General features: G+C 69.6%; 5 protein-coding genes and 1 pseudogene. 5 read left to right on the top strand and 1 reads right to left on the bottom strand.

The window, feature by feature from the left end; all coding sequences use genetic code 11:
• Nucleotides 1–630: pseudogene (locus AC1DY2_RS12055) on the top strand (beta-galactosidase); the annotation flags it as partial.
• A gap of 7 nt (nt 631–637) precedes the next feature.
• On the opposite strand, the gene AC1DY2_RS12050 reads toward AC1DY2_RS12055, so the two are convergent.
• Nucleotides 638–1,642, bottom strand: a complete 1,005-nt coding sequence (locus AC1DY2_RS12050; RefSeq protein ID WP_476762646.1) for a LacI family DNA-binding transcriptional regulator — start codon at nt 1,640–1,642, stop codon at nt 638–640.
• 234 nt (nt 1,643–1,876) lie between these two features.
• Here AC1DY2_RS12050 and AC1DY2_RS12045 point away from each other — a divergent pair, with 234 nt between their 5' ends.
• The 4 genes from AC1DY2_RS12045 to AC1DY2_RS12030 all read left to right on the top strand — a co-directional run.
• A complete protein-coding gene (locus tag AC1DY2_RS12045; RefSeq protein ID WP_476762645.1) occupies nt 1,877–3,187 on the top strand; it encodes an ABC transporter substrate-binding protein in 1,311 nt (436 codons plus the stop codon).
• Nucleotides 3,188–3,280: 93 nt separating this feature from the next.
• The gene (locus AC1DY2_RS12040) at nt 3,281–4,165 is read left to right on the top strand and encodes a carbohydrate ABC transporter permease (RefSeq protein ID WP_309973921.1); all 885 of its coding nucleotides are present in this window, start codon (nt 3,281–3,283) and stop codon (nt 4,163–4,165) included.
• A 5-nt stretch (nt 4,166–4,170) separates the two neighbouring features.
• A complete protein-coding gene (locus AC1DY2_RS12035) occupies nt 4,171–5,082 on the top strand; it encodes a carbohydrate ABC transporter permease (RefSeq protein WP_476762644.1) in 912 nt (303 codons plus the stop codon).
• A partial coding sequence (locus AC1DY2_RS12030) for a family 78 glycoside hydrolase catalytic domain (protein ID WP_476762643.1) occupies nt 5,079–7,481 on the top strand: 2,403 nt, incomplete at its 3' end. The genes AC1DY2_RS12035 and AC1DY2_RS12030, both read left to right, overlap by 4 nt.

Genomic DNA, 7,481 nt, shown 5'->3' with positions numbered 1-7,481 from the left:
GTGTTCACGACCCGGCTCGACCGCGGAGGCCGCGGGACCCTCACGATCGGCGAGGAGGTGCGCGACCGCGCGTGGGTGCTCGTCGACGGCGTGCCGATCGGCGTGCTCGCCCGCGACGCGCACGAGCGCGCGGTGGTGCTGCCCGACGCGCGCGGCGAGCTCGCGATCGTCGTCGAGGACCAGGGCCGCGTCGACTACGGCACCCGCATCGGCGAGCACAAGGGCCTCATCGGCGGCGTGCTCCTCGACGGCGTCGAGCTCACGGGGTGGGCGGCACGTCCGCTCGACCTCGACCGCGTCCCCGCGCTGGCGATCGGGCTCCGCGCGAAGCCCGGCGCCGACGGGCGAGCGGCTGCCGCGGCCGGCCCGCACTTCGCGAGCGGGTCGTTCGAGCTCGACGCGCCGGCCGACCTCTATCTCGACACGCTCGACTGGGGCAAGGGCTTCGTCTGGATGAACGGCTTCCTGCTMGGACGCTACTGGCGCCGCGGACCGCAGCGCACCCTCATCGTGCCGTCGCCCGTCACGCGGGTCGGTCGCAACGACGTCGTGGTGCTCGAGTTCGAGGCGATGGCCGACCCGGTCATCMGCCTGCTCGCGGCGCCCGAGCTCGGGCACACCGAGATCTGACCCTCGGTCAGTCGCGGCGCCACGCCTCGCCGAGCGTGGAGCGGCGCGCGATGAGGTGCGGCTCGAGGGTCAGGGTGCGCGGGATCGCGGTCTCGGGCTCGGTGATGCGGTTGATGAGCAGCTGGGCCGCCACCCGGCCCATCTCCTCGCCGGGTTGCGCGATGGTGCTGACCGGGATGGCGCTCTCTGATGCGAAGTGGTTGTCGTCGTACCCGGTGATGGCCAGGTCGGCGGGCACCTCGAATCCCGGCTGCCCGTCGAACACCTGGATGCAGCCGATGGCGAGCAGGTCGGAGGCGGCGATGATGCCGTCGTAGCGACCGGCGCCCTCAGCGAGGATCTCGCGGGCGGCCTGGCGTCCGTGGGGGATGTTGAGGCCCCGCGTCTCGAGCGTGTCGAGCGAGACGCCGGATGCCGCTTCCACGGCCCTGCGCGCGCCCTCGCGTCGTTCGGCGACGGCATCGAGGAGGAAGGGGCCGCCCACGAACAGCAACCGCGTGCGGCCCAGCTCCATGAGGTGCCGTGCCGCGAGCTCGCCGCCGCGACGCTCGTCGACGACCACGCCCGAGTGCGAGGCATCCGCCGGCGGCGCATTGACGTAGACGAGGGGAGTGCTCCGCACCGCGGGGAGCCGGGACGGCATCCACGGCGTCGGGGCGATGAGGATGCCGGCCACCCGGGCCTCCTCGAAGAGCGTGAGGTTGCGCTGCTCCCTCGCGGGATCGACGTCGGTGTTGGCGATGAGCAGGCTCATGTCGTGCTGGCGCAGGATCGACTCCGCACCACGGGCGATGTCGACGAAGAACGAGTTGTCGAGGTCGGCGAGCACGAATCCGACGGTCGAGCTGCTTCCGGCCGCGAGCGACCGGGCCGCATCGTTGCGCACGAACCCCAGCTCGGCGATGGAGGCGAGCACGCGTCGCCGCGTCGGCTCGGCGACCTTGTCGGGATTGTTCAGGGTGTTCGAGACCGTGCCGAGCGCCACGCCCGCGTGGCGGGCGACATCGCTCATGCTGGGCTGCGAGTTCAGCCCACGACGTCGTTCAGCGGGAATGGGGCACCTCCGTGTGCGCGGCCCTACGTGCTCGGCCGTCGGTCGTCGCTATCGTCGCACGAACCCCCCGGCGGCAACCGGACTTCGGATGAAGCGTTTCAAATTCGTTACCGATCGAGGATGACAATTCGCGAGTCTAGCGGTATCTTCCAAGTGAAGCGCTTCAAAAGCGCCCACATTCAAGGAGGAATAGTGACCACAGCATCTCGGCGCCTCCGGCGCCTGGTTCCGCTCGCGGCCGTCGTGGGGGCAGGCGCCCTCGTGCTCACGGGCTGCGGCCCGGCCTCGGGCGGCTCGTCCGACAGCGGCAAGTTCACCTACTTCGGCCAGACCGAGAACACGACGATCATCGACACCCTGACGACCCTGTCCGAAGATCAGTGCGCTGCCGAGGAGAAGGCCGCCCCCCTCACGGCCGACAAGTCGGCCGGCGCCCAGTTCGACCAGAAGCTCCAGCTCCTGGCCGGCCAGGACGCCCTCTCGAACATGTCGATGGCCGCCGGCACCCCTTCGCTCATGAAGCAGTTCATCGACGCCGACCAGGTGCTGAACCTCTCCGACGAGCTCGACGACCTGGGCCTCACCGACAAGATCCTGCCCGCCGCGGCATCCACCATCGAGGCGCTCTATGGCGAGGACGCGATGTACTCGCTGCCCACCGAGTTCAATATCGAGGGCTTCTGGTACAACAAGCAGCTCCTCTCCGACAACGGCATCGAGGCCCCGGCCACGTGGGACGACCTCGTCGCCGCCGCAGCGCAGCTCGACGCGGCGGGCGTGCAGCCCTTCGCCGCCGACGGCAAGGACGGCTGGCCCATCACCCGCCTCGTCGGCAACTACATCGCCCGCGACCTCGGACCCGACGCCCTCAAGGCCGTCGCCGACGGCGACGCGAAGCTCACCGACGAGGAGTACGTGAAGGCGGCCGACGCCGTGGCCGAGCTGGGCAAGGCCGGCTACTTCGGCGACGCGGTCGGCTCGATCGACTACAACGCGGCCATGAACCAGTTCCTCACCGGCCAGGCCGCGTTCTTCTACATGGGCAGCTGGGCGCTCGCGAACTTCAACGACGAGACCCAGAACACCATCGGCCTCGACAACATCGGCTACGCGCCGTTCCCCGAGGTCGAGGGCGGCAAGGGCTCGATCGACCAGGTCCCCGCCAACGTCGGCGTGCCCGTCATGTTCGCCAAGAAGGGCTTCGGCGAGAACCAGAAGGCGTGGCTCGAGTGCATCGTCTCGAACTACGGCGACACCGTCCTCAACGACAGCGGCGTGGTATCGGGCTTCACGATCGACAACCCGCCCGCCGACCTGCCCGAGACGACCCAGACCGTGCAGCAGGTCATCGCCGACGCGCCGTCGAGCATCCTGTGGTTCGAGGCGCTCTTCAACTCGAAGGCCACGAGCGTCAGCCAGACCAACGGCGGCGGGCTCGCCAGCGGCAGCCTCAGCGGCGCCGACTTCATGAAGCTGGTCCAGGACGCCAACGACGAGGGCTGACCCCCGTCGGATCCTGATGCGGGGGCGCGGTGATCGCGCCGCGCCCCCGTGCTCCACCCCCGCTGCTCCGGCAGCCGACAGATTGCGTGAACCATGGAACGAGTCCTCGGCGACAAGCGCGCCGTCCTGATCCTCCTCGGACCGGCCCTCCTGCTCTATTCGCTCATCATGCTCGTGCCGATCATCTGGTCGCTCGGCTACACGGTCATGGACGGCAACCCCATCGTCGGGTTCACCTTCAACGGCCTCGACAACTTCGTCAAGTTCTTCAACGATCCGGCCGCGTGGAGCGCGGTGTGGTTCACCATCCGCTTCGCGTTCGTGATGACCGTGCTGCAGGTCGCGGCCGGCTACGGCCTCTCGCTCCTCTACGTCTTCTACCTGAAGAAGGCGTCGTCCACGATCCGCACGATCATCTTCTTCCCGATCGTCCTGCCGACGGTCGCCATCGCACTGCTCTTCACCCGCCTGTTCGAGGCGGCACCGACGGTCGGGCCGGTGAACTCGTTCCTGAACCTGCTCGGCATCGAATCCGTCGACTGGTTCGGAACGCCCGACGCCTCGTTCTGGGTCCTGATCCTCATGGGCCTGTGGCAGTCCATGGGCTTCTACGGGGTGCTCCTCTACGCCGGAGTCCTCGACATCCCCGAGGAGATGCTCGAGTCGGCACGGCTCGACGGCGCCGGGGGCTGGAAGCTCGTCCGCACGATCGTGCTGCCGCTCTCGCTTCCCGTGCTGCTGTCGTCGCTCATCTTCAGCATCAACGGCACGCTCAAGGTCTTCGACAGCGTCGTCGCCCTGACCAACGGCGGGCCCGGCAACGCCACGACGCCCCTCACGCTCTACATGTTCCAGACGTCGTTCACCTATGGCCAGTACGGCTACGGCAGCACGATCGCGCTCATGCTCACGATCCTGTGCCTGCTGTTCACCGTGTTCATCTTCCGGTCCACGCGCCGCGACCTCACGAAGGACTGAGACCGATGACCGTCCAGACCACCGCCATCGCCAGCGTCAACCCCCGCGGGCTCGCTCCCGAGCGCGTCCCGCAACGTCGTGCGGGCGGCCCCCGCCGCTTCTTCGCGCGGCTCCCGGTGCGCATCCTGCTCGCCATCCTGCTCGTCATCATGATCTACCCGATGGTGTGGATGTTCCTCGGGTCGTTCAAGACGCAGGGGGAGTTCCTCAACGAGCCCTTCTGGTCGCTCCCGCAGAACTGGTCGTTCGAGAACTACGTCTCGGTGTTCGAGAACGGCTTCGGGCAGTACATCCTGAACAGCATCATCGTGGTGTTCCCGTCGCTCGCGATCGTGCTCATCGTCGGCGTCGCCGCGGGCTTCGCCCTCGAGGTCATGGTGTGGAAGGGCCGGGGCACGGTGCTGCTGCTCTTCCTCGCCGGCATCATGGTGCCCACGCAGATGATCCTGCTGCCGCTGTTCACGATCTACTTCCGCACCGGCCTCACAGGCACGTACTGGCCGATGATCCTGACCTACATCGCGACCGGCCTCCCGCTCACGGTGTTCATGATGGCGACGTTCTTCCGGTCGGTGCCGCGCGAGATCTTCGAGGCCTCGACGCTCGACGGCGCGGGCATCCTGCGCTCGTTCTGGGCGGTCGGGCTCCCACTGGTCAAGAACGCCGTCTTCACCGTCGGCCTCGTGCAGTTCTTCTTCTTCTGGAACGACCTGCTGATCGCCCTGACGTTCACGAACAGCGACGCGCTGCGCACCATCCAGGTGGGCCTGCTGAACTTCACCGGGCAGTACGGCGCGGTGCAGTACGGGCCGACCTTCGCGGCCATCGCGGTCAGCGTGTTCGGCACGCTCGTGATCTACCTGTTCCTCAACCAGCAGGTCATGAAGGGCCTGACGGCGGGATCGGTGAAGGGATGACCCGCGAAGAGGTCCGGATCGAATCGGTCTGGCTCGAGAACCGCCGCGGAGTCGACGGACTCGGCATCGGCGAGCCGCGGCCGCGGCTGTCATGGATCGCGTCGGCGGTGCCCGACGCCTGGGAGGTCGAGTTCCGCCGCGACGACGGCGTGGTGCACGCCGTGCGTCTCCCGGCCGAGCGCACCCGGCTCGTGGACTGGCCGTTCGACGGGCTGCGCTCGCGCGAGGGCGGGCAGCTCCGCGTGCGCGCCGTCGAGGACGCCGGCGGGTGGAGCACCCCGCTCCGGATCGAGGCCGGCCTGCTCCACCGGGAGGACTGGAGGGTGCCATTCGTCTCGCCGTCGCCGGCGGCTCCGGCGGGAACGCTCCGTCCCGGCTACCTGCTGCGCGCGACGTGGGACACGGCCGAGCTCGGCATCGAGCCAGGCCGCATCCTCCGGGCCCGCATCTACTCGAGCGCGCACGGCGTCTCGGAGCTCGAGGTGAACGGCCGCCCGGTGTCGGATGACGTGCTGTCGCCTGGCTGGACCAGCTATCGGCATCGGCTCCGCACGCAGACGTACGACGTGACCGGCTCGATCGTCGAGGGCCGCAACGCCGTCGGCGCGTGGCTCGCCGACGGCTGGTACCGGGGCCGCATCGGCTTCGACGGCGGGCTCTGGGACGTCTACGGCACGGATGTCGCGCTGCTCCTGCAGCTCGAGCTGACCCTCGACGACGGCTCGATCGTGCGGGTGCCGCTCGAGGACGCCTGGTCGTGGCATCCGTCGCCCATCACCGAGGTCGGACTGTACGAGGGCGAGCGGTACGACGCCCGACTGCTGCCCGTCGGATGGAGCACGCCCGGATTCGACGACCGGGACTGGTCGGCGCCGTCCGTGCTGCCGCTGGAGGACTTCCCTGCCCGCCTCGAGGCGCCGACCGGTCCGCCGGTGCGGGTGATCGAGACCCTGCGGCCCGTCACCGTCGAGGTGATCGCAGGCGGGCGGATCCGCCTGGACTTCGGCCAGAACATCTCGGGCCGGCTCCGCATCAACGTGCGCGGGCCCGCGGGCCACGAGGTGCGCCTGCACCACGCCGAGGTGCTCGAGAACGGCGCGCTCGGGGTGCGGCCGCTGCGCGCCGCCGTCTCCATCGACGCGTACGTCTGCGCGGGCTCGGGCCTCGAGACGTGGACGCCCCGCTTCACGATCCACGGGTTCCGCTACGCCGAGCTCGAGCACTGGCCGGGCGACCTCGCCTCGGTCGACGTCGAAGCCCTCGTCGTGCACACCGACATGCCGCGAACGGGCTGGTTCGAGAGCTCGCACGCGGGCCTGAACCGGCTCCACGAGAACGTCGTATGGAGCATGCGCGACAACTTCGTCGACCTGCCGACCGACTGCCCGCAGCGCGACGAACGGCTGGGCTGGACCGGCGACATCCAGGTCTTCGCGCCCACCGCCCTGCGGCTGTACGCGGCGCACGGCACGCTCACCGGCTGGCTGCGGGACCTTGCGGCCGAGCAGGCGGAACAGGGCCACGTGCCGAACTTCGTGCCCTGGCTCGAGTGCGGCTTCCCGAACTTTCCGACCGCCGCGTGGGGGGATGCCGCGGTCATCGTGCCGTGGGAGCTGTACCAGCACGACGGCGACACCCGGGTGCTCGAGGCGCAATACGAGAGCATGACGGCGTGGGTGGACCTCGTCGACGGCCTCGCCGGCGGCACGGGCCTCTGGAACACGGGCTTCCAGCTCGGTGACTGGCTCGATCCCGCGGCGCCGCCCGACAACCCGGGGCAGTCGCACACCGACAAGCACCTGGTCGCCACGGCCTACCACGTGCGCACGGCCCGGATCATGGCCGAGACCGCGGCGCTGCTCGGCCGCTCGGGCGACGAGGAGCGGTACCGCGGCATCGCGGAGCGCGCGCTCGCCGCGTTCCGCTCGGAGTACCTCTCGCCGAGCGGACGCGTCGTGAGCGACACCCCGACCTCGGTCGCGCTCGCCATCGTCTTCGACCTCTTCGCCACGCCCGAACAGGAGCGGCGCGCCGGCGAACGGCTCATCGAGCTCGTCGCCGAGAACGACTTCCGCATCAGCACGGGCTTCGTCGGCACGCCGATCATCTGCGACGCCCTCGCCCGGGTCGGCGGCATCGACGCGGCGTACCACCTGCTGCTGCAGGACGAGATGCCGTCGTGGCTCTACCAGGTGGGCATGGGCGCGACGACGATCTGGGAGCGGTGGGACAGCATGCTCCCCGACGGCACGGTGAACCCCGGCGACATGACGTCGTTCAACCACTACGCCCTCGGGGCGATCGCCGGCTTCATGCACCGCGTCGTCGCGGGGCTCGACACCGCGGCACCGGGCGGCACCGCCCTCCGGATCGCCCCGCGACCCGGCGGCGGACTCACG

The organism is Agromyces sp. P1_H4 (assembly GCF_056405255.1).
The sequence above is the reverse complement of the archived record's forward strand: the minus strand, read 5'-3'. Positions and strand labels throughout refer to the sequence as shown.